At 46.7% G+C, this 21,756-nt stretch carries 19 protein-coding genes; 9 read left to right on the forward strand and 10 right to left on the reverse strand.

Annotated features, from left to right (window positions below; genetic code table 11):
• Positions 1–47 precede the first annotated feature (47 nt).
• The 9 genes from Q1V85_RS03930 (at position 48) to bglX (ending at position 14,687) form a co-directional block, all read left to right on the forward strand.
• Complete coding sequence (locus Q1V85_RS03930) at positions 48–3,311, forward strand: TonB-dependent receptor (protein WP_300597654.1); 3,264 nt, start codon at positions 48–50, stop codon at positions 3,309–3,311.
• Positions 3,312–3,329: 18 nt separating this feature from the next.
• Positions 3,330–4,883 (forward strand): RagB/SusD family nutrient uptake outer membrane protein, encoded by a 1,554-nt coding sequence (locus Q1V85_RS03935; RefSeq protein WP_300597656.1) that lies wholly within the window; start codon positions 3,330–3,332, stop codon positions 4,881–4,883.
• Positions 4,884–4,911: 28 nt separating this feature from the next.
• Positions 4,912–5,799: a LamG-like jellyroll fold domain-containing protein gene (locus tag Q1V85_RS03940; RefSeq protein ID WP_300597658.1), complete on the forward strand. Its 888-nt coding sequence runs from the start codon at positions 4,912–4,914 to the stop codon at positions 5,797–5,799.
• Between the two features lie 226 nt (positions 5,800–6,025).
• Entirely contained in the window at positions 6,026–7,369 is a 1,344-nt protein-coding gene (locus Q1V85_RS03945) for a glucoamylase family protein (RefSeq protein ID WP_300597660.1), read from the forward strand.
• A gap of 5 nt (positions 7,370–7,374) precedes the next feature.
• Positions 7,375–8,622 (forward strand): glucoamylase family protein, encoded by a 1,248-nt coding sequence (locus tag Q1V85_RS03950; RefSeq protein WP_300597661.1) that lies wholly within the window; start codon positions 7,375–7,377, stop codon positions 8,620–8,622.
• A gap of 511 nt (positions 8,623–9,133) precedes the next feature.
• A complete protein-coding gene (locus tag Q1V85_RS03955; RefSeq protein ID WP_300597663.1) occupies positions 9,134–9,481 on the forward strand; it encodes a GxxExxY protein in 348 nt (115 codons plus the stop codon).
• 235 nt (positions 9,482–9,716) lie between these two features.
• Positions 9,717–11,474 carry a family 43 glycosylhydrolase gene (locus Q1V85_RS03960; RefSeq protein WP_300597665.1) on the forward strand — a complete coding sequence of 586 codons (1,758 nt, stop codon included), beginning with the start codon at positions 9,717–9,719 and terminating at the stop codon, positions 11,472–11,474.
• Positions 11,475–11,588: 114 nt separating this feature from the next.
• Positions 11,589–12,245: a GDSL-type esterase/lipase family protein gene (locus Q1V85_RS03965; protein WP_300597667.1), complete on the forward strand. Its 657-nt coding sequence runs from the start codon at positions 11,589–11,591 to the stop codon at positions 12,243–12,245.
• A gap of 108 nt (positions 12,246–12,353) precedes the next feature.
• Positions 12,354–14,687, forward strand: a complete 2,334-nt coding sequence (bglX, locus tag Q1V85_RS03970) for a beta-glucosidase BglX (RefSeq protein ID WP_300597669.1) — start codon at positions 12,354–12,356, stop codon at positions 14,685–14,687.
• 6 nt (positions 14,688–14,693) lie between these two features.
• On the opposite strand, the gene Q1V85_RS03975 is transcribed toward bglX, so the two are convergent.
• The 10 genes from Q1V85_RS03975 to Q1V85_RS04020 form a co-directional block, all read right to left on the reverse strand.
• Positions 14,694–15,335 (reverse strand): hypothetical protein, encoded by a 642-nt coding sequence (locus Q1V85_RS03975; RefSeq protein ID WP_300597671.1) that lies wholly within the window; start codon positions 15,333–15,335, stop codon positions 14,694–14,696.
• 2 nt (positions 15,336–15,337) lie between these two features.
• A complete protein-coding gene (locus tag Q1V85_RS03980) occupies positions 15,338–15,853 on the reverse strand; it encodes a hypothetical protein (protein WP_300597673.1) in 516 nt (171 codons plus the stop codon).
• An 8-nt stretch (positions 15,854–15,861) separates the two neighbouring features.
• The gene (locus Q1V85_RS03985) at positions 15,862–16,371 is read right to left on the reverse strand and encodes a hypothetical protein (RefSeq protein ID WP_300597675.1); all 510 of its coding nucleotides are present in this window, start codon (positions 16,369–16,371) and stop codon (positions 15,862–15,864) included.
• A gap of 64 nt (positions 16,372–16,435) precedes the next feature.
• Positions 16,436–17,188 carry a DUF4595 domain-containing protein gene (locus tag Q1V85_RS03990; RefSeq protein ID WP_300597677.1) on the reverse strand — a complete coding sequence of 251 codons (753 nt, stop codon included), beginning with the start codon at positions 17,186–17,188 and terminating at the stop codon, positions 16,436–16,438.
• Positions 17,189–17,277: 89 nt separating this feature from the next.
• Positions 17,278–17,628, reverse strand: coding sequence for a hypothetical protein (locus tag Q1V85_RS03995; RefSeq protein WP_300597679.1), 351 nt, complete (start codon positions 17,626–17,628; stop codon positions 17,278–17,280).
• 2 nt (positions 17,629–17,630) lie between these two features.
• The gene (locus Q1V85_RS04000; RefSeq protein WP_300597681.1) at positions 17,631–18,194 is read right to left on the reverse strand and encodes a hypothetical protein; all 564 of its coding nucleotides are present in this window, start codon (positions 18,192–18,194) and stop codon (positions 17,631–17,633) included.
• Between the two features lie 25 nt (positions 18,195–18,219).
• Positions 18,220–18,552, reverse strand: coding sequence for a hypothetical protein (locus Q1V85_RS04005; RefSeq protein ID WP_300597683.1), 333 nt, complete (start codon positions 18,550–18,552; stop codon positions 18,220–18,222).
• Positions 18,553–18,590: 38 nt separating this feature from the next.
• Positions 18,591–18,809 (reverse strand): hypothetical protein, encoded by a 219-nt coding sequence (locus Q1V85_RS04010; RefSeq protein ID WP_300597685.1) that lies wholly within the window; start codon positions 18,807–18,809, stop codon positions 18,591–18,593.
• 60 nt (positions 18,810–18,869) lie between these two features.
• The gene (locus Q1V85_RS04015; protein ID WP_300597687.1) at positions 18,870–20,003 is read right to left on the reverse strand and encodes a hypothetical protein; all 1,134 of its coding nucleotides are present in this window, start codon (positions 20,001–20,003) and stop codon (positions 18,870–18,872) included.
• A gap of 43 nt (positions 20,004–20,046) precedes the next feature.
• Positions 20,047–21,480 carry a vanadium-dependent haloperoxidase gene (locus tag Q1V85_RS04020; RefSeq protein WP_300597689.1) on the reverse strand — a complete coding sequence of 478 codons (1,434 nt, stop codon included), beginning with the start codon at positions 21,478–21,480 and terminating at the stop codon, positions 20,047–20,049.
• Positions 21,481–21,756: the final 276 nt, after the last annotated feature.

A 21,756-nucleotide genomic window follows, 5' to 3' on the forward strand; every position in this document is an offset into this window, starting at 1 on the left:
TTGGCCGGCTATGCCCGCATTGTGGGTATATTAAACTATTTCTTAAAATGAACCTTTCCGTCGTATTTGTTCTTTTGACCTCCCTTCAGGTTTTAGCTTTCAGCGGACACTCTCAGGAAAGACTCAGTCTCAACATTAAAAATGCTACCATCCCTGAGATTCTGAAAAAGATCGAAACCAATCACGCATACCGGTTTGTGTATAATGATGAAGTACGGCAAAGTACCAACAGGATCGACCTGTATGCCCGGGGTGCCACAATTGACTATGTGATGGAGCAATTGCTGAATCACTCTGCCTTTTCCTATAAAAAAATCAATAAAGGGCTGGTTGTGGTTATTGGTAAACCCAGTGAAAAAGCCACGATTGTAGTGGAAGGCAAGATCATTGATGATAAAGGAAGCCCTGTTTCCGGCGCGAGCATCGTAGAAAAGGGTACCACCAATGGCCGGTCTTCAGGAGAAGATGGTATGTATGCCATTGAAGTAAAAGATCAGGATGCTGTATTGGTGATTTCTGCTATCGGATACCTCAGCAAAGAAGTGCCGGTAAATACAGATTTGCACCAGCTGGTAGTGTTAACCGCCGCAGATACCAAACTTACAGAAGTAGTGGTGGTGGGATATGGTACGCAGAAAAGAAGAGATCTTACAGGATCCATTACTTCAATAAAAGGAGAAGACCTGGCAAAAATGCCCAATACCAACCCCGTAAGCTCATTGCAGGGAAAGGTAGCGGGCTTAACCATTGTTAACAGTGGCAAGGCCGGAGCATCGCCCACGGTGCGCATCCGGGGCGTGAACAGTACCAGCAATACGGATCCCTTATATGTAGTAGACGGCGTTTTTCAATCCAATATCGATTACCTCAACCCGGGAGACATTGAAAGTATCGAAGTATTGCGCGATCCCTCTTCGATTGCCATTTTTGGTCTTCAGGGTGGTAACGGGGTGATTATTGTTACCACAAAAAGGGCGGCCCGCGGACAAACGAGAATATCGTTTCAAAGTATGGTGGGTGTTCAGAAGGTGACCAAAAATATTGATGTAACAGACGCAGAAGGATTTAAAAAACTTTATAATGCGCAGTTGCAGAATCTTGGAGCTGCAGCCTTCGACTATACCAATTATACAGCAAACACTGACTGGCAGCGCCAGATATTCCGGCCTGCACTAATCAATAACAATACCTTAAGTGTTTCCAATAGCGGTGAAAAAACCACAAGCCTTTTTAGTTTGGGATACAATGTGCAGGAAGGCGTATTGAAATATGATCAATACAAAAAACTGATAGCCCGTTTAAACCAGGAGATACGCATTAATGATCATATCAAAATAGGCGGTGATGTAACCGGGTTTTACTGGAAGCAGGACGAACCGATCGGCGATGCCTTCAACTACGCAATCTGGGCTACGCCCATTGTGCCGGTACAAGCGGGTGACGACCTCTATTATAGCATGCCCAGTTTTCAGCGGGCGCAGATCGCAAACCCTGTGGCAAGGATCAACCAGAATAGGGGTAATACATTAAAAGACGGGTACAGGGCCGTTGGAAATATTTTTGCGGAGATCAGGGTTCTTAAAAACGTTACCTGGCGGTCTTCTTTTTATACAGACTTAGGATTTAATAATACCAGGGGCTATACCGCGCTGCCCTACCGGTATATAAACCTTGGCGAGGGCAGCGGGAAAACAGATACCTCGTTTAATAATCTTGCCAGAACTTCGGTGAACCAGGAGCAGATCCAATACCGGAAATTTCAGCAGGACCATACGCTTACATTTGCAAAAACTGCAGACCGGCACAGCATAACAGCGCTGGCTGGTTTTACTACCCTGTTTCAGGGAAATGCAAAAGTAGGCGGCAGCAGAACAGATACCACCTTAACCATACCCAGGGATCCCGACTACTGGTATCTGGATATTGTAAACATCAATAACCCCCTATCGAATGTAGGCAATGGAGCAGAAGAAGCTTTTATGTCGCTTTTTGGCCGGGTAAACTATGCTTATGATAACCGGTACCTCGTTAACCTGAGCTATCGCAGGGATGGTAGTTCCAAGTTTGCAAAGGCCAATCGCTGGGGGAATTTTGGCAGCCTGGGTTTAGGCTGGGTGATCAGTGAAGAAAATTTTTTCCGGAGCATTCCGGCAATCAATTTCTTAAAGTTACGGGGAGCCTGGGGAACGGTTGGAAGCGGAATGGGACTTCAGCCTAATTTGTACCTGCCGGGGCTTACAACCGGTAATTCCGGTGTATTTGGAGACCGGGTATACCTGGGGGTAACTCCGGAATATATCCCCGACCCCAACCTGCATTGGGAAGTGGTACGGGGTGTAGACCTGGGCATCGATGCCCGGATGTTGAACAACCGCCTGTCTTCGGAGATCACTTTTTACGACCGTACTACAAAGGATATTATTACCAACCTGACGCTGCCGGGCACGGCCGGAAATTATACCTATAAAACCAATTTGGGTACCATCTCCAACAAAGGCATTGAGGTGGCGCTGGGCTGGAGAGACCGGATCGGTGATGTTACCTACGGGCTTTCTGCCAACTACAGCTACAACAAAAATAAAGTCGTTTCCATTGGTGATAAGATCAACTTCGAGATACTGGGCAACAGCGGAGCCAATAAAACCACTACCGGAGAATCGATCGGTTATTTCTACGGCTACCGCCAGATCGGGATCTACCAGGTCACGGCCGACTTCGACCGCCAGGCCAGCTTTTTAAACTCCCGCGTAGGCGATATTGCCTTTGAAGATGTAGACAAAAACGGCATCCTTGATTCCAAGGATCGTACCTACCTGGGAACACCCTTTCCACCACATAATTTTGGAGCTTCGATCAGTCTGGGGTATAAAGGCTTCGATCTGCTGGTAGATGGTCAGGGAGTTGCCGGAAACAAAGTATATGCCCAACGGCGCATCTCTACCTTTGCCGTATTAAACTATGAAACCAACCGTTTAAATGCATGGACCGGCCCGGGCAGTACCAATGTGGAGCCCATATTGGACAATACCAGGGGCAACAACTATCTCTTCAGCAGTTATTTCCTGGAACCCGGCGATTATTTCCGGATCCGGACACTTCAGTTAGGATATACCTTCGCTCAAAAGCTGCTTCAAAAGGCATCCGTAAAACAATTAAGGGTGTACGTAAGTGGTCAGAACCTTGCCACTTTTTCAAGAACAACCGGGTACACGCCGGAGGCGCCGTTAAGCAATCCCATCGCAAGCGGTGCTGACAATAACCTGTATCCGGTGCCGGCCGTTTATTCGGTTGGCGTAAACGTAACTTTCTAACTATTAATTGCAGCGATTATGAAACAATATAAACGAGTACAGATTTTTAGTGCGGTAAGCATTTTAGCTATTTTGCTGTTCAGCGGATGTAAAAAAGGATTCCTGGATCGGGATCCCCAGGGAAAATATACGGCAGAAACCTATCCTTATCCGGGAGGTTCAGGACCCTATGATTCTTATTTATTTGCCGCGTATGCCGAATTAAGGGCCTTTAATGTACATAGCCAGGCATTTATTTGTGCAACCGGTATCCGGAGCGATGACGGTGATAAAGGCAGCACGCCCTCTGATGGCGGGGCTGCTGCTGCGGATATGGATAATTTTCCGGTACAACCGAATTACTCCTCGAATGATTTTGCCAACGCACTTTGGGTTGGGTACTATGCCCTTATTAATAAAGCCAATATTGCTATAGATCAGGTACAAAACAATAAGGATATAGAGGCAACAGAAGACGTTAAGATGCAATCAGAAGCAGAAGCCAAATTCATTCGTGGGTATGCATACTTTATGCTGGTGCGTTTATTTGGCCGGGTGCCGGTCATTGATAAGGTATTTACAGACCCGGCAGCGCAAAGCAATGTTCCGCAAAGCAGCGCGGACCAGGTGTATACACTCATCGAAAGTGATCTGCAATTTGCCACACAATACCTGCCCCCTTCCTGGGATCCGCAGAAGTTTCCCGGAAGACTGACAAAAGGAGCGGCCAATGGCTTACTGGCAAAAGTATACCTGACTCGTAAAAAATGGGCACAGGCACAAGCCGCCGCTAACGCGGTAATGACGGCCGGTTTGTACAATTTAAACACTACGTATGACAAAATATTCCGGGAAGAGGGCGAAAACAGTTCCGAATCTGTATTTGAAGTGCAGGCCACCGCAAACTTTACTACCAAAACGGCATTGGGAGTGCAATATGCACAGATCATGGGCGTTAGAGGTTCCGGAAGCTGGAACCTGGGCTGGGGTTGGAATACGCCCAGCAGGAGTTTAGATACGGCCTATGAGGCCGGTGATCCCCGCAGAAAACGGACCATTTTATATACCACCGGCGACAGTGCCGTTTCTATTTATGGTGAGGTGTTGCCAGCAGGATTGCCCAATCCCCGGTATAACAATAAAGTTTATTCCAATCCTTCCATGCGGGGCACGGTGGGCGATCAGTTTGGCTATTGGATGAATGTACGGATTCTTCGCTACGCAGATGTGGTACTGATGTTTGCAGAAGCCGCGAATGAGGTGGGCGGCGATGCCAATATCACCGCAGCTCGGGATGCGCTGAATGCTGTAAGGGCCCGGGCCCGGGCAGGAAACAATGCCATTCTGCCCAATGTAACCACCACTGACCAGGCCACATTAAGAAATGCCATAAGAAAGGAACGGCGGATTGAACTGGCGATGGAGCACGACCGGTTTTTCGACCTGGTGCGCTGGGGCATTGCAGCGGCAACCTTAAATGCTGCGGGCAAGACCAATTTCCGGGACGACCGGGATGTGTTATTACCCATTCCAAAGACGCAGATCGATTTGAGTAAAGGAGTGCTGACTCAAAATCCGGGCTACGGGAATTAATTTATTTACGTTAATTAATCTTCTTAAAATGAAATATAATAAATACAATTCATTTTTATTATTGGGGCTAATGGCGATCCTTTTCCATGCCTGCAAAAAAGATGGGAATCCGAATCATTTGCCCGGTGTTTCTCCGGCTGACTATGCAGATAAGATAGACGGGTATACCAGTTCGGATGAGATCAATCCAAAAAAATTGGTGGCCTACTGGAGTTTCGATGATTCAAAAAATGAATTAAAAACGAATACGGCTCCCACGCAAACATTAAATGATGCCCTTGTAAGCGGCGGGGTGAGGGGCAAGGCGCTAAACCTCAATGGAGGATATCTATATTTTGCAAAGCAGTTTGACGCCTTTAAAACAGATGCACTTAAGTCATGGAGCATCAGTGTGTGGGCAAAATTAAAGAACAATGGAAGTAAACGTACCATGCTTTTACAGCTGGCAGAAAAAGACGTCTCTCTTAATGGCAATATCAATTTTTTATTAAACACCCAAAGTTATCCGGCAACAAATGATTCTGTTTTACGGATACAGCCAACATTTAGAAAAATAACCGGAGCCGCTGGTGCTGTAGAAGATAATTTGAATAGTATATTGGACAAAACCAACTTGAATAACTGGAATCATATTGTGCTTACATACGATATAACGACCGGTGTTTTCAATATCTGGTTAAATGGTGTGAAAGTAGGGAACTTTCCCAACAGAGGAACTACAAATTTGTTTAACTCCTATGAACCGAATGAGTTTATAATCGGGTCAAATTATAATGGTATACCAGGAAAGATTCCCGGATCGGACGCGGCCGTTGCTCCAATGACCGGTATGGTCGACGAGCTGAGAATATTTAATGAGTCCTTAAAGGATGATTATATAAAAGCATTGTATAAGCTGGGACTGAAAAACTTATAAATACACGCAGCAGCTGTATCAAAAGCTGGATGCCGGCGTGGTCATGCGGCTTTTGATACGGCTTTATGCTGGTAGTTAGATGACATATTCTCACCGCTAAGTTTGCCTGCCGGCAAACATATGGAATACAAAGCAAGCATGATGGCTCCGGAGATTAAAAAAGAAGCGTATAAAACTTGGATCTCGCAATCCCCGGTTGTAACTTCAGGAATCTTAAATTATAAATATGTTGAGAATTATTGCACTTACCATTTTCCTGGTTACAGGCAATCTTTCTTTTGCCCAAAAAACGGCAAACAAGTCCGATGCCATTCCGTATACCTTAAAGATCGATCGGAATATTTCCGATTCTGCTTTGGTAGACCTGGTTCAGAAACAGACCCTGCGTTATTTCTGGGATTTTGCGCACCCCGTAAGCGGCATGGCCCGGGAGCGGAGCAATCAATCGTTTAATTATGGTCAGGAAGTGGTTACCACCGGGGGTACGGGTTTTGGAGTAATGGCCATTGTTGCTGGGGTGAACCGCGGATGGATCCAAAGAGATACGGCTGCGCGCTTTCTGCTGAAAATGGTAAAATGGCTGTCGAAGGCCGATTCCTACCACGGAGCGTTTCCGCATTGGTATAATGGCGCAACCGGTAAAACCATTCCCTTCAGCCGGAAGGATGACGGTGCTGACCTGGTAGAATCTTCATTTTTATTGCAGGGATTGTTATGCGTGCGTCAGTATTTTGATAAGGACCTTCCCCTGGAAAGAGAATTGCGCGGCCGCATCAACGGGTTGTGGAATGAAGTGGAATGGGATTGGTTTACCCGGGGCGGACAAGAAGTGTTATACTGGCATTGGAGCCCGAATAACGGGTGGGCTATGAACTTTCCCTTAAGAGGGTTCAACGAATGCCTCATTACCTATGTGCTGGCGGCCTCGGCAGAACGCTATCCCGTAAGCCGGCGGGTGTATGACCGGGGTTGGGCGCAGAGCAACTTTTTTAAAAATGGAAAAACGTTTTATAACTATACCCTGCCGCTGGGTTTCGATTATGGCGGTCCGCTCTTCTTTTCGCACTATTCCTTCCTGGGACTAAATCCGAAAGGATTAAAAGATCAGTACGCCGATTACTGGGTGCAGAACCAGCATCATACACTCATCAATTATTCCTATTGTGTAGACAATCCAAAGGCCTTTAAAGGGTATGGCGAAAATTGCTGGGGACTTACAGCCAGTGATGATCCGGGCGGTTATGATGCACACCAACCCACAAATGATAACGGAACCATTACACCGACTGCCGCCTTATCGGCATTTCCCTATACGCCGCAGCAATCGATGAAAGCATTGCGGTATTTTTATGGAACGCTGGGCGATAAAATATGGGCCGAATATGGCTTTACCGATGCCTTTAACGAAACAAAAGGCTGGTATGCAAAAAGTCATCTTGCTATTGACCAGGGTCCCATTGTGGTAATGATCGAAAATTACCGCACCGGTTTGCTCTGGAAGCTTTTTATGAGCTGTCCGGAAGTGCAGAGCGGATTGAAGAAACTGGGTTTTACCAATGCCTATCAATAATAAGCATGACACAACAAGAAACCCCGCTACCGCTAAACGAAAATGCATTGCTGGAGTTGGTACAACGGCAAACCTTTTCATATTTCTGGGACTTTGCGCATCCCGCCTGTGGTTTGCCCAGGGATCGGGATCATGAACATTATAAAGATGTGATTACCACCGGAGGTGCTGGTTTTGGGGTGATGGCCCTGGTTGTGGCAACCGAGCGGAAATGGATCAACCGCGCGCAGGCCGTTACGCGTCTTTTAAAGATCCTTTCTTTTTTGGACAGGGCCGAGAAGCACCATGGGGCCTTTCCTCACTGGCTCAACGGACGCACTGGAAAAACGATCCCATTTGCAAAAAAGGATGATGGTGCCGACCTGGTAGAAACGGCTTTTTTGTTCCAGGGCCTGCTGACGGTTCGGCAATATTTTAACCGGAGAAACAAAGAAGAGCAAACCATCCGGACAACGGTAACCAAACTCTGGAAGCAGGTGGAATGGAGTTGGTTTACAAGAGAACGCGATGTACTGTACTGGCATTGGAGCCCTAAACATCATTGGGCAATGAATTTGCCGATAGAAGGCTATAATGAAGCGATGATTACTTATATACTGGCGGCCGCCGCCCCGGAATATTCCATTTCTAAAAAAGTATATGAATGCGGCTGGGCACGGAACGGAGCCATGAAGAACGGCAACACTTTTTACCGGACAAGGTTACCGCTGGGACCGGATCTGGGCGGGCCGCTGTTCTTTGCGCATTATAGTTTTACGGGGCTGGATCCCAGGGGACTGAGCGATCGCTTTGCGGATTATGAGCGCCAGCACAAAGCGCATGTAACCATCAATTACCGGTATTGCGTAGATAATCCCGGGCATTACAAAAATTATGGCAAACAGTCCTGGGGATTATCAGCCTGCGATTATAAGCGAAGATACCGGGAACACTCCCCGGTAAAAGACAATGGCACTATTTGTTGTGCGGCCGCACTTTCCAGTTTACCCTATCGCCCAAAAGAATCACTGGCGGCCCTGCGGTATTTTTACGAAGTGCTGGGCGACAAGATCTGGGGCCGTTATGGCTTCTCAGAAAGTTATAACGAAACGCGGAAATGGTATGCCACATCGCACCTGGCCATCAACCAGGGCGCTACCATCCTGATGATCGAAAATTACCGCACCGGGTTACTTTGGAAATGGTTTATGAAAGATAAAGAAGTACAGCGGGGGTTGAAGAAACTTGGCTTTAAAAGCCCGCATCTGAAATGATGCTACAGAGCCCAGATGAGCGCCGGTACCTTCTTCCTGGTTAAGCCGTTCAATAAGGCCACAGATGCGCAGATTAAAGGGCAGTTAATCAACGGTCCTAAATGGGTTGAGAACAAAAAGGAAAATATTGTTTAAAGCGAAGCTGCAGATGCGCTGATTATAAGGATCAGCTAATCATCTGCGAATCAGCGGCTTTAAATAGCCCGGAGATAGAAGAAAAAATCAATGTTTAAAAACTGAAGCCGCAGATGCGCTGATTATAAGGATCGGCTAATCATCTGCGAATCAGCGGCTTTAAATAATCCGGAGACAAAAGAAAAAATTAATGTTTAAACTGAAGCTGCAGAAGCGCTGATTATAAGAGGCCAAATAATCATCGGTACATCGGAGGTGAAAAGCAGCATTGCAACCTACCTTTGAAATGAGAAATCGTTTATAAAACGATCGTTAACTAATCACCATGAAAAAAAACTTTAATGAGAGGGCGTACCCTTTGCAGTCAGAAAGCTATATGCTAATTAGAATTGCAATGGAGATCCATCGGATATTGGGCAAAGGCTTCCTGGAAATTGTATACAAGGATGCATTTGACTATGAATTAAATAGCAGGGGCATTCTTTATGAACGAGAAAAAGAATATAATGTTACATATAAAAAGATCATATTGCCGCACAAATTTTATGCAGATTTTGTGATTGAAAATAAAATCATACTGGAGTTAAAATCAAAAAAGGGAATAATAGAAGATCATTACGCGCAGGTGATTAATTATCTTGCTGTATCCAGGTTACAATTGGGATTGCTGGTAAATTTTCATGAAAAGTCGCTGGAATATAAACGGATCATACTATCAGAATGAAGGCCGTTCGGAAAATCATCTGCGAATCAGCGGCCTTGAAGTCGCAAAGCATGCAGCCTGTACTGTTTGATTAGGAGCCGCAGATGCGTTGATTATAAGTGCGGGTAATCATCTGCGAATCAGTGGCTTTAAATGGGTTGGAAGCAAAAGGAAAATATTGTTTATACATGAGCCGCAGATGCGCTTATTAGAAGGCAAATAATCATTTGTGCATCAACGGCTCCAATAAAATAAGATGAAAAAATACATATTGTTATCCCTGCTGATCTTTTCTGTTTTTAAATGGTCGGTAGCCCAAAAAACATATTGCAACCCTATCAATATTGATTATGGGTATACACCTATTCCAAACTTTAGTGAATGGGGGCGGCACCGGGCTACGGCGGACCCGGTGATCGTCAATTACAAAGGTGATTACTACCTGTTCAGCACCAATCAATGGGGCTACTGGTGGAGCAATGACCTGCTGAACTGGAATTTTGTGTCAAAAAGATTTCTGCGTTCCTGGAATACCCATACCTATGATGAGCTTTGTGCTCCTGCTGTAGGTGTCGTGGGAGATACCATGCTGGTATTTGGGTCTACCTATACAAAAAACTTTACGCTTTGGATGAGTACCAACCCCAAAGGCAATGAATGGAAGCCGCTGATCGATTCCTTCGAAATCGGTGGCTGGGACCCCGCTTTCTTTACCGATGATGACGGCCGGTTTTATATGTACAATGGCAGCAGCAATGTATACCCGTTATATGGTATTGAACTGAACCGGAAAACTTTTCAACCGGTAGGAACCCGCAAAGAAATGTATTTCCTGCAAAGCTGGCGGTACGGATGGCAGCGGTTTGGAGAATATATGGATAATACCTTTTTAGATCCCTTTATTGAAGGCGCATGGATGACCAAGCATGATGGGAAGTATTACCTGCAATACGGAGCACCGGGTACAGAATTCAGTGGTTATGCAGACGGTGTAGTGGTGGGCGACAGTCCGCTGGGTCCGTTTACGCCTCAATCGGATCCTTATAGCATTAAGCAAGGCGGCTTTATAAGAGGCGCCGGGCATGGCGCCACTTTCCAGGACAACTTTAAAAATTACTGGCATGTTTCCACCGGCATCATTTCAGTAAAAAATACATTTGAACGAAGGATCGGTATCTGGCCGGCGGGGTTCGATAAAGAGGGCATCATGTATTGCAACACCGCATTTGGGGATTATCCCACCTATTTGCCCTCGTCCCTGGATGGAGAAGCGGGCGATACGATGCGGTCCTTGTTTACCGGGTGGATGCTGCTGAACTATAATAAGCCCGTACAGGTTTCTTCCACATTGGGCGATTATACACCCAACAATGCGGTTGATGAAAAAATCAAAACCTATTGGAGCGCAAAAACGGGTGACAAAGGGGAATGGATCCAATCTGATCTGGGAAATCTATCCACTGTTCGTGCGATCCAGATCAACTATGCAGATCAGGATGTGGCTGCTGATCATCTTGGAAAAGTAAACGGTCAATTCCATCAGTATATACTGTCCTGTTCAACGGATGGCAAAAAGTGGAATGTGCTGATCAATAAAAGTCAGAATAAAAAGGACGTGCCCCATGATTATGTGGAGCTGGAGCAACCGGTACAGGCAAGGTTTATCCGGCTGGAGAATGTGCATATGCCAACGGGAAAATTTGCCATCAGCGGCCTAAGGGTATTTGGAAATGGTAACGGCTCCAAACCTGCGATGGTAAAAGATTTTGTGGTGCTGCGTACTGAAAAGGATAAGCGCAGCGCGTATATCAAATGGCGCCCTGTGGATAATGCATACGCGTATAATATCTACTACGGAACCGATCCCGGTAAATTGTATACCTGCATCATGGTGCATGCTGATAATGAATACTGGATGAAGGCGATGGATGCACAGAAAGCCTATTATTACCAGGTAGAAGCCGTAAATGAGAATGGAGTAAGCGAACGCAGTAAAGCCATAAAGGTGGAATAAGCTTTTCAACGCTTTCAACGTTTATAACGGTATGAGGGTAATTAAATGGTCTCCTGGTTTCTTAGCCCCATAGGTCCGCCCGCAGTTTAGTAAATTTGGAGAAAATAATAGAATATGAAGAAAATTAGTTTGTTGATTGTTTTGCTATGCGTTTATGGACTTTCGATCTGGGGGCAAACTCCTCCGTTCTATAACGATATTCAGCAGTTTAAGGCGCAGGACCAGCAACAGGCTCCGCCAAAAAAAGCGATACTATTTATTGGAAGTTCTTCCTTCACCAAATGGAAGGACGTAAGCGATTATTTTCCGGGGTATACCATCATCAACCGGGGTTTTGGCGGGTCAACCCTAAAAGACCTCATCTATTATTTTAATGATTTGGTGCCCGTTTATCGGCCAAAGCAGATCGTGATCTATTGCGGAGAAAATGACCTGGCAAACGATCAAACACCGGCAGACAGTGCCATCAGCCGTTTTAAACAGTTATACGGATTGATCCGCGGATATAATAAAAAAGTGCCCATCGATTTCATTTCCATAAAACCCAGCCCCGTGCGTGCTAAATATTTTACGAAGGTGCAGGAGGCCAATGCGGGTATCAAAGCATTTATCGCCACCCGGAAACATACGCGCTATATCGACGTATTCCCGGCGATGCTGGGCGGTAATGGGAAACCGATGCCCCGTATTTTTCTAAGCGACAGCCTGCATATGAATGCCGGCGGGTACCAGATCTGGCAAAAGATCATTCAGCCCTATTTGAAAAAATAAAAATAAACCGGCCTGTTTTTAAACAGTGCTATATCATCAGTATATGATGCCCGGATGCCGGAAAAGACACAGCTTGCCCCGATATTCTAATAATAAAAATCTGAGACCATGATAAATGAAAACAAAAACAGTAAGACATGGCTTAAAAAAATAAGCATCCTTTTTTTGTTCAGCACAATTGCTGTTGCGGGTGCACTTGCGCAGGCAGGCGGTGTAAAATCCGATAATGGCCGGATGCAAACATTCATCAGCACGCTGATGAGCAAGATGACGCTGGAAGAAAAGATCGGCCAGCTGAATTTGCCCAGCGCGGGAGAATTTACAACCGGTACCGCCACTAACTCCGATATTGGTAAAAATGTAAAAGAAGGCCGGGTGGGCGGATTATTCAACATCAAAGGCGTTGAGAAAATAAAGGCGATCCAGAAAGTGGCCGTTGAAGAAAGCCGTATGAAAATTCCCATGCTGTTTGGTATGGACGTGATTCATGGCTATGAAACCACCTTTCCCATTCCCCTGGGGCTTTCCTGTACCTGGAATATGAAGGCTATAGAGCAGTCGGCAAGGATCGCGGCCACCGAAGCCAGCGCCGATGGCATTTCCTGGACCTTCAGTCCCATGGTAGACATTTCCCGCGATCCCCGCTGGGGGCGGGTTTCGGAGGGAAATGGCGAAGATCCCTACCTGGGTTCGCAAATCGCAAAAGCGATGGTAACAGGATACCAGGGCGATTATTCAAAGAACACCAATATTATGGCCTGTGTGAAGCACTATGCGCTGTATGGTGCAGCGGAAGCCGGGCGGGATTATAATACAGTAGACATGAGCCATCTCCGCATGTACAATGAATATTTTCCTCCCTATAAAGCAGCGGTAGAAGCAGGTGTAGGCAGTGTAATGGCCTCCTTCAATGTGGTAGATGGCATTCCGGCAACCGGTAACCGGTGGCTGCTCACCGACGTGCTGCGGAAGCAATGGGGCTTCAATGGATTTGTGGTAACGGATTATACCGGTATCAATGAAATGATGGATCATGGAATGGGCGATCTGCAGGCTGTTTCGGCCTTGGCATTAAAAGCGGGTGTGGATATGGATATGGTGGGCGAGGGGTTTTTGAAAACGCTGAAAAAATCGCTGGATGAAAAAAAGATCAGCCTTGCGGAGATCAATGCCGCCTGCCGCAACGTATTAGTGGCAAAATATAAACTGGGCTTGTTTTCGGATCCATATAAGTATTGCAATGAACAGCGTGCAAAAACGGAGATCTACACGCCGGAGCATCGCAATATTGCGCGGCAGATTGCAGCCGAAAGTTTTGTGTTGTTAAAAAATGACGGGAATATACTACCGCTAAAGAAAACGGCGAAGATTGCATTAGTAGGTCCGTTGGCAGACGCCGCCAATAATATGGCCGGTACCTGGAGTGTAGCCACCGTACAGGATCGTTCTGTTTCTGTACTGGCCGGTTTAAAAGCAGCAATAGGCGACAAGGCAGCGGTACGCTATGCCAAGGGCTGTAACCTGACCGGGGATGCCGACCTGGAAGAGCGGGCAACCATGTTTGGAAAAACATTGAACCGGGAGCGGGATACCCGCACCCCCGAAACGATGAAAGAAGAGGCCCTGGCCCTGGCAAAAGAATCGGATGTGATTGTGGCCGCCATGGGTGAGTCTGCCGAATTCAGCGGCGAAAGCAGCAGCAGAACCGATTTGAATATTCCGCATATACAACAGGATCTGTTAAAGGCGCTGCTTAAAACCGGCAAACCTGTGGTATTGGTATTGTTTACCGGGCGTCCGCTTACCTTAAACTGGGAACAGAAAAATATACCAGCTATCCTAAATGTTTGGTTTGGCGGATCAGAAGCGGGCGCGGCAATCGCGGACGTGTTGTTTGGGGCTGTTAATCCTTCCGGAAAACTAACGATGTCCTTTCCGCAAAATGTGGGACAAATTCCCTTGTATTATGCACACCTGAATACCGGTCGTCCGCTGCCGGAGGGCAAATGGTTCCAGAAATTCCGCTCCAATTACCTGGACGTTTCCAATGATCCATTATATCCGTTTGGCTATGGTATCGGTTACGCTGCTTTTACATATGGCGATCTTACATTGAGCAGCAAATCCCTGAAGGGGAACCATATATTAAAAGCGGGGATCACGCTTACCAATAGCGGAAAATACGATGGAGCTGAAGTGGTGCAGCTTTATATCCGCGATATGGTAGGCTCTGTAAGCCGGCCGATAAAAGAGTTGAAGGGCTTTCAGAAAGTTTGGTTAAAGGCCGGGGAATCTAAAACTGTTACGTTTGATATCACAACGGACGAGCTTAAATTTTATAACAGCCAGTTGAAATATGACTGGGAGCCCGGTGCATTTGAGATCATGATCGGCGGCAATTCCAGGGATGTTAAAACCGGGCAGGTAAACTGGGAGAAATAATCGCCTTTAATTTTCCCGCGCTCCAATATAAAGCGGTTGGTTGTATACCTCAAATACATAGCAGGGCCAGGTAACCTTATGCGCATACAGGCCCTTTTTGTACCAGGGCATATAGGTGGCCGTTATATAAAGATGCTTACCCGGAAACCGGGTGGATGTATAATGTTTTTGAATGTCAGCTAACCCCAGGTAATACGCGGAATCTGCCAGGCGGAACTCCAGCGAATCAAATGCTGCGGCCAGCTGGTTAGCCAGCTCCTGCCGGTGTACCGTATGTGCAGCTCTCCAGGAAGATTGCGGTTCTGCAGACACGTAAAAAGTGGATAAAGGCAGTACCCATTCGTTACCCGCGGTATCGGTTATGGCAGACCGGTATTGCGCCGCAAACATTCCCTTCGACGCATGCACAAAATCCCGGTCGCGGTCCTTCATATACAACTGTACACAGGGCAGGTCGCGGCAATCGGCCAGCGCTATTAATTCCGGTGCACTCAGCGCAGCTCTCTGCGGGGTGTACTGCACAGATGTGGTACTATCGGTGGCCTGCACGGTTTCCAGGTCCTCCGGGTTTACAGCGCGCCGGTTGGAAGGACTGGTACAGGAAAAAAGGATACAACATCCAACGAAAATGTATAACACAGTTCTCATGACTAGTGAAATGTTTTTATTCTAAAAAAGACCAAACCCGCGGTATCGAGCCGGCCACCCGCATTCAAAACCATTTTGTCATATCCCTGGTCCAGTGCCGCAGCATCATACGGTGTAATGTACGCAATGTAATGATTGATGATGGTATCATCCTTAGGGCCTATTGCAATTAAACGGGGATAGTCATTGCCTGTTCTGCCACCGGCGGCCCTTGCTATTTCGTAGCGTCCTTTTATGCTGGTGGTATCACGGGTGGGGCCTGCCACCTGCTTGTAGCTAAAGGTTCCATCCCGGTGCAGCCGGAACAGGATAAGCCCTTTATCCGATTTTTGTCCCCAGGAGCCAAGGTATTCCTCACCCTTCCTGATTATTTCCGTGTCCTGCTTTTGCTCGGTACGGTTGTCCATCCATTTGCGGATACCCAGGTAACTGCCGGCAAGCACAAACAAAAGCAGGGCCCCTAAAAGATAGGGATATGCAAGGCGGCGGGTAATAATCGGAAGGATGAATTTAAACATGTACAAAATCATTGTTTTACCGGTAGCGCCTTCTTCCTGATAATTTCTCCTCCCTGGTCCGGATCTTCTGTTTTTGGAGCAGTAAGTGTCAGCTTTTTCCAGTTGGTGCCGGCTTTTGTAATGGCTGTATTTTTTGGATCAATAGAAACAGAGATCCTGCAATCTGTACAACCGCTTTTTGAATAGCAGTTAATAGCGCCGTCAGTAATGCCCACGGTGCAACCCCCGGATCCCCGTTCGCAATCACAGGAGAAGGCACCCGTTGTTCCGCCTGCTTTCGCTTTTTTAATAATAAGTACCTGGTTGTTATCGGCATAGCTGGTTTCATATCCTCTTTTTAACACCACCTTGCCGTTTTTTAATTCGGCTCCTTCGGGAAGTAGGTTGCTTGCGGCATAAGCCAGCTCCTGGTTTGCATACCGGTCGTGTGCATCCTTTACATCCGTCCGGCCCTGAGCCTGTGTATGAATGACCAGGGTAAGTATTGGCATAGCCGTCAATAGTAGTATCTTTTTCATATTGCTGCGTACAGATGATAAATTTAAGTGTGCTGTTTTTGTTCCGCCTTGTTGGAGCTCTATTTTAATAAGTATCGCACTGGTGCTGGTATTGGTATACCTGCGTATAGCTGCCAGACGATGCCGTCATGGAACGGATCTTACCATCGCTGTCAAAAGCATAGCTATAGTTCGTTATTTCGGTTGCGGGATCAGTAGAGCCGGCATCGGCAAAAGTGCTGGTATATTTTTTTACCAGGTTCTTTGAACGGTAGATCTCTACGCCGGCCGACATTTTATCCCAGATATGCATGTCTCCATCCTGGTAAGGCTGATCCGGGTAATATTCATACTCGATCTTTTGCCAGCTGTTATCGCTGTTGCTGAAGCTGATGCGTTGCAAATTACCATTACTCCATTGATAGCTGCGGACGGAAGTGAAACCGTCCTTTGTTGTATGGGTTTCCTTTGCCATCAATGCTCCGTTGTATTCAAAGGTTTTTTCAGTCCAGAGGGTTCCTGCGGTATTATACTCCATCCTTGCGCGCGTTACCTGCCCGGTGCTGTTGATCGTGTATGTCGTTTTATTGTAGTAAGATCCGCTAATCGTCAGGGCCGTAACGGTGTTGCCACTGTAAGTGAAATTGGTGACCATGGTGCCGCTGGACTTTGTTGCAGTTAATTTGCCTTCTGCATTATAGGTAAACGTATAGCTTTCATCCGGAGACGTCATACTGGTAATGCGGCAGGCCGGCTTTTGCTCCGCTCTTTTGTCTTTGCTGCAACCGGTTAATGCCATCGTCAAAAGAAAGAAAAATAGAATAAATGGTTGGTTCATGGTATTGTTTTTAAGATGATTAGTCGCCCATGAGTTTGGCAAAACAGGGCCGCCGTTTTATTTATTTTTAATGGTTTTATAATCGGGGATCATACGTTGCTTTTCCATAAAAAGAGGACCGTTGCCATTTCTGTAATGGCAAAAAATTTAACCGGCCAGTTGTAGGCCCTTCCACTTAATTGCGCTGCTACAAGAAAAAGTAATACACATAAAATGGTTGTCCATATGAGCGGGTACCGGTGGTGCTCCTGCATCGGGCTGTAGCAAAACACACCTGAAAAGACGCCTGCTACCGCAAAGCAGGCAATCGTAAATGCATAGGAGGAAAACCGGAGCAGCAGGGAAGACAGGATAATGTCTAAGCCTGCTGCAGCAATCAGTAATAGCAGGTTGATGCCTGTGCATACCAGCAGGACACGTATGTTTTTTTTGAAGCGCATTGCTATTGGTGCAGGACCTGCATTTCTTTTTCCATGCAGGGCTTTATCAGGTTATAGATAGAGTCCCGTCTTTCTGTGTTCGCCTTAAAGCTTTCATCCATATTCTTTTCGTAGATGATTTTGGCGGCCACTATTCTTTTTAGCTCCGCTTCGGTGCCGTTTTGTGCCGCGGCGATGGATTGATCCACCAGTCTGCAATAGGCGTTTGCTGCAGCAACAGCATCACTGGTTGCCAATGGTAACATCGCCTGTAACGCATCTGTGGCATCGCCGCCACCCGCGGGCGCAGCAGCCTGCATGGCATCACATTTTTTCATGCCTTCCAAAATGAGTTGATAGGTTTTGTTATCCTTGAAATACCGGTCGTCCACTTCCTTTTCATAGGCTTTCTTTTTGGCTGCTGCGGCTTCTTTAGCGGCAGCAGAAGGCGCTTCCTGCTCCTTTGTATTCAGCTCACAATATTTGTTGATCACTGCTTGCGCATCGTTTGAGTGATTGCCACATGAAACGGATAGCACGAACAGGGCTGTTGCCATAGCTGGTACCAGGGTTTTGTACGTTGTCATTTTTGTATGCATTGATATAGGTTGACTAATTATTTTGAATGGCTGCTACCAACTTGTCGATATTCATTACACCATAATTGAATGTATGAACAGAATCGTCTGACATAGTAATGAGTACCTTTTTTGAAAGAAAACTTTTTTGAGCGGCTACATTCCTGATACAAGATTTGTCCAGTACGATCAGCCCCTGCCGGTTATAAACAGAAAGAGATAAAGAGTCGGCACCATGCTGCGGCAGAAACAATAACCGCTGGTTGGTAATGGTGAGCTTGCCGGTAGCTGTCTTACTATTGGGGCCCACGTAGTTGATGGCCCAGGTGTCGATTGTCGTTTCGTTGGGTTGTAATTCTAATTTCATGATCGTTATCATTATGAGGTAAAAAAATCCGGGTTTGCCTAATTCTTTTTAACCAATGGTTTTTGCCGCAGCGTTTTATTGCTGACTGCCAGGCTATCTGCCGGCTTTCGCGTTGATGCGAGAGCAGACGTTTTCTTTTTAGCCGTGTCTGTAGTTACAACAAGAAAATCCCGCTGGCCCTCGCCTGCTTTACGGCTTTGAGCGTCAGCAACGGATTCGGCAAAGAGGAGAACGGCAAAGAGTATAAGACGTTTCATAATTGGTGATTTTTAAATGATCATCTTTTGTTGTTAGTTGTTAAAAAGGGTTTATAAGCATCATTTTCCTCCGGAGCAACCTGCGGGTTCGGATTTGATAAAGCTGGCACGGCTGGCGCCATATGTTCCGCCCCCGCTGTAATCCTGCACAATATTTACATAAATGATCCGGCAGTAACCATCATCGGTGCTGGTTTTGGGATATTGCGCATAGATCATTCCGTGCTTAAACCGGGCGGTTGGGATTCCGAACTCGTTTTTTGAGATCAGCCAGTTCGATTCCAGCAACCCGGTACCCATTACTTTTGCCTGCGCCAGGTCTGTAACACCGCTGCGCAGGATCCGCTCCTCTGCTGCATTGTGTACGTTATAGCCAACCGGTTTATACAGGGGGAGTGTTTTTTGTGCCGCCTGGGCTATTTCATCAAGAAGCCCGGCAAGACAGGCGTAGAGGTGCCCATATTTTTTTTCAAATTGTTTGCGCTCCGATGGTGAAATAGCGGCTCTCAGGTATTCGTTCCACCCGTCATTAAAGTCCTGTACATACCAGTCTCTCCCGGGTGTAAAGCTTTTTGCCTGTTCCAGGGTTTTTTGCATGTTTTCTTTATAAATACCTACACGGGTCTTGTCGATATCGCTCAGGCGACTGCAATCGCCGGCATCGGGCAGATCCGCTACAATACATTGGTAGTATGCCTCCCGGTTGGTAAGAATATCATCCCAGATCGCAGGGTTTTCGTCGAACCCCTTGCCCGTGTTAGGCCGGGATGGAAACATGCGTTTAAATTCGCGCTCAAGCTCAGCCAGTTTTGGCAACTCGTTCTTCAATTGATTTTTTACATCATAATCGGTATTGCTGATGCGGCGGTTGGCGTATCCCAGTTTATCCCGGTCGATATGGTATTTCCTGGCGTAACAGTCCAGGTAAGGGCTGATAAAGAACGCGCGGTCTTCGGCTACAACGCGGTTGGGATCGTAACCCTGCCGGAATTTACCAATGGCCATAAACCAGCTTTCACCATTAGGTCCCTCATCGGCAGAAGGATTATTATTTGATGTGTTGGCCGCTGTTTTTTCCTTTTTAGTTCCGGGCAGCCTGGGCGTTCGTACCGATAGGGAGATCTGTGCTTCAAGCGATGTATGCCATAATAATACGACCGGAAGCATAAGGAATGACAGGAAATTCTTTTTCATTTTGAAGTGTGTTATCATGTTAATAAGAAGTATTGGCGACGGATTATTGTTTCAGGAATTTTACAATGCGATCAACATTCCGGGCGGTCTTGGTTCCCTGCTTTATTCCTTCTTCGCAGGCACGCCGGGTATGAATACCTCCATACAATCTTGAAAACGCAATATCATTCACCATATCATCAAAAGAGTGATAACTGCGGCTGCCTAAAAAGACCGGAGTGCCATCAATTATTTCCTGTTCGCCGGAATAGGTGCTGTTGGTAAAGCTTACATGTTCGCCAAAAATACTCGTAAGCGCAAAAGCAAAGCTGGAGCTGAATATGGCATGGTTTGAAGGAAAGTCAGGATGCGCAGGTGTTGGAATGTACGATTTCCAGATTTTTGCAGCATTATCTGTTTGCCCCATGACTCTTTGGATGAATTGAAAGGGCCGCTCCGTGGTATATATAAATTTAGCACTGAACGAACCGATGGTGCCATCCATCAGGCTGATACCAGCTTTGGCATAGGCCTGCGCAGCTTTGTCAAGCGATGGCGCCAGTTGCTCTATTACCTGTTTTAATATAGGGAAGTAATGGGCGCCGGCCGGATAACGTTTACCCGGGTCATCGTAATATTTCGCCTGTAACTTTTGGTTATAGGTGAGGTGTTTAGAAACGGTATATACTTCCTGCATATCATTATAGTAAGCAGAGCCGGGTGTTTCATCATAGGTATTTGGACCGGAAATGGTGTTGTCGATGCTGCCAGGAACAATGGTGCGCGTTTTGCCCCAGTAGGCGAGTCCCTTTGCAACCATATACGGTGCCGGCGGATTGTTTTCAGGCCACCACCGGCCGGCACCATTGTCTGTAAGTAAAAAATCGGGTAATGATGTCCAGGGATGGTCGGTGGCCGCCCAGCCTGCAACCGCGGTGCCAACTGCCTTTCCAAACGCCTTCGACCGTTCAAAAATATCCGTATTCCCGATTTCGGTTGCATACGCCTCGTTCAGGGAGTCTTCCAGTTGCTTTACACGGGCACCGGTAGCAGGTGTAAACGTGAAAAGATTTCTTGTAACCTCCGCCAGGGCTGCATTTGCGCAGGTAGGCCAGTGATAGGCCCTGCCGGGTTCCGTTTTAGGCATTTCCGGCATCTGGTTCAGTTGGCCGTAAAGGCTTTGGTAGGCCGGCATTCCGGGTTGCACCGCTTCATACAGCGCCACACCACTGTATGCCATATATCTGCCGGCATTGATTCCGTAAGAGTTAGGTGGCGCGTACAACAAAGCAGTTTGTACCTCCAGCCATTTTTTTACCACATCAGCCGTAAAGGTTTTTGTTTGTTTTAAATGGCCATTTGTTTCATTGTTTTTACCCGTGGCAGCCCGTTCTGCAACTTTCAGGGAAGAGGGGGACTGCATCTCTTTCCGGCAGGCAAGAATGAGTATTGCAGTCAGGAAGAACAGGATAAGGCGTTGGTGTGCTATTGGTTTCATAATTGAAGCGTTTAATTCGGGTGTGATTGTTTGTTTCTGTCAAAGCTAGCTTGCGAAGGCGCCGTTTGTGGAAGTAATGAGCGAATGGTGGCGTTGAATGAAGGAGCGGTCCGGTCCTGCAGATTTATTTTTGGGGACTTCAATCCATAAGCGGAGGCAGTTGCTGCATAAAAGGCGCCTGTTGCAGGATTACCGGCAAATCAGCCGGCCCGCCACCGTGGCAGGGTATTTTTTGTTGGATAGTATTGTTAACTTTACGAGCAGGAGAAAAAGCCC

The organism is Niabella sp. (assembly GCF_030150205.1).
Taxonomy (GTDB): domain Bacteria; phylum Bacteroidota; class Bacteroidia; order Chitinophagales; family Chitinophagaceae; genus Niabella.

Coding starts and splice junctions, on each gene's coding strand:
- Q1V85_RS03955 (WP_300597663.1), top strand. CDS start 9,134: ATGCTAATTAGAATTGCAATGGAGATCCATCGGATATTGGGCAAAGGC.
- Q1V85_RS03965 (WP_300597667.1), top strand. CDS start 11,589: ATGAAGAAAATTAGTTTGTTGATTGTTTTGCTATGCGTTTATGGACTT.
- Q1V85_RS04015 (WP_300597687.1), bottom strand. CDS start 20,003: ATGAAAAAGAATTTCCTGTCATTCCTTATGCTTCCGGTCGTATTATTA.
- Q1V85_RS03935 (WP_300597656.1), top strand. CDS start 3,330: ATGAAACAATATAAACGAGTACAGATTTTTAGTGCGGTAAGCATTTTA.
- Q1V85_RS03960 (WP_300597665.1), top strand. CDS start 9,717: ATGAAAAAATACATATTGTTATCCCTGCTGATCTTTTCTGTTTTTAAA.
- Q1V85_RS04020 (WP_300597689.1), bottom strand. CDS start 21,480: ATGAAACCAATAGCACACCAACGCCTTATCCTGTTCTTCCTGACTGCA.
- Q1V85_RS03990 (WP_300597677.1), bottom strand. CDS start 17,188: ATGAACCAACCATTTATTCTATTTTTCTTTCTTTTGACGATGGCATTA.
- Q1V85_RS04000 (WP_300597681.1), bottom strand. CDS start 18,194: ATGACAACGTACAAAACCCTGGTACCAGCTATGGCAACAGCCCTGTTC.
- Q1V85_RS03975 (WP_300597671.1), bottom strand. CDS start 15,335: ATGAGAACTGTGTTATACATTTTCGTTGGATGTTGTATCCTTTTTTCC.
- Q1V85_RS03945 (WP_300597660.1), top strand. CDS start 6,026: ATGTTGAGAATTATTGCACTTACCATTTTCCTGGTTACAGGCAATCTT.
- Q1V85_RS03980 (WP_300597673.1), bottom strand. CDS start 15,853: ATGTTTAAATTCATCCTTCCGATTATTACCCGCCGCCTTGCATATCCC.
- bglX (WP_300597669.1), top strand. CDS start 12,354: ATGATAAATGAAAACAAAAACAGTAAGACATGGCTTAAAAAAATAAGC.
- Q1V85_RS03930 (WP_300597654.1), top strand. CDS start 48: ATGAACCTTTCCGTCGTATTTGTTCTTTTGACCTCCCTTCAGGTTTTA.
- Q1V85_RS03985 (WP_300597675.1), bottom strand. CDS start 16,371: ATGAAAAAGATACTACTATTGACGGCTATGCCAATACTTACCCTGGTC.
- Q1V85_RS03940 (WP_300597658.1), top strand. CDS start 4,912: ATGAAATATAATAAATACAATTCATTTTTATTATTGGGGCTAATGGCG.
- Q1V85_RS04005 (WP_300597683.1), bottom strand. CDS start 18,552: ATGAAATTAGAATTACAACCCAACGAAACGACAATCGACACCTGGGCC.
- Q1V85_RS04010 (WP_300597685.1), bottom strand. CDS start 18,809: ATGAAACGTCTTATACTCTTTGCCGTTCTCCTCTTTGCCGAATCCGTT.
- Q1V85_RS03995 (WP_300597679.1), bottom strand. CDS start 17,628: ATGCGCTTCAAAAAAAACATACGTGTCCTGCTGGTATGCACAGGCATC.
- Q1V85_RS03950 (WP_300597661.1), top strand. CDS start 7,375: ATGACACAACAAGAAACCCCGCTACCGCTAAACGAAAATGCATTGCTG.